We start from the raw sequence: 565 nt of genomic DNA, 5'->3' as shown, positions 1-565 counted from the left end.
CGCAACCCCCCGTGCAGGCGGCCAAAGCGCCCATCCCCGCCGCGGCGCCTAGCGCCGGTGACGACCCGGCCGCTGATGACGTCATCTATCAGCGGATGCTCTCGGAGATGATGGGTGACCCCCACGAGCTGGCCCAAAGCGCGGACCTGGATTGGAAGACGGTGTGGGACCGCGGGTGGACCGCGGCCGCCGAAGCGCAGGACAAGCCCGTCGAGGCCCACACCGACCACGGCCTGCCGGTGCGTACCCCCGGCGCTCGCCTGGTGCCCGGTGCCGCGGCGCCCGAGGCGGAGGACGAGGACCAACGAGTAGCGTCAAACGGCGGGTCGCACTCCCTTCGGCAACCGCAGCACGCGGCCGCGGGCCGCGACCCGGAGGCCATTCGCGCCACCATGAGCAGTCACTTCGGCGGCGTGCGCACCGGACGGTCGCATGCCCGCGAGAGCAGTCAGGAACCCGATCAGGAATGAATCCCCGCCCGCCGGACAGCCCGCTCGACTGGCTGGTGTCGAAGTTCGCCCGCGAGGTACCGGGCGTCGCGCATGCGTTGCTGGTATCGTTCGAC

The 565-nt window shown here is 71.5% G+C and carries 2 pseudogenes; both read left to right on the top strand.

What is annotated here, in order from left to right:
- A pseudogene (locus A9W95_RS27160) lies at window positions 1-470 on the top strand (ATP-binding protein); the annotation flags it as partial.
- Window positions 467-565, top strand: a pseudogene (locus A9W95_RS04480) (serine protease inhibitor); the annotation flags it as partial. The pseudogenes A9W95_RS27160 and A9W95_RS04480, both read left to right, overlap by 4 nt.

The organism is Mycobacterium sp. 1423905.2 (genome assembly GCF_001673155.1).
Taxonomy (GTDB): domain Bacteria; phylum Actinomycetota; class Actinomycetes; order Mycobacteriales; family Mycobacteriaceae; genus Mycobacterium.
Note: the sequence above shows the minus strand (reverse complement) of the source record. Positions and strands in the feature narration are given on the sequence as shown.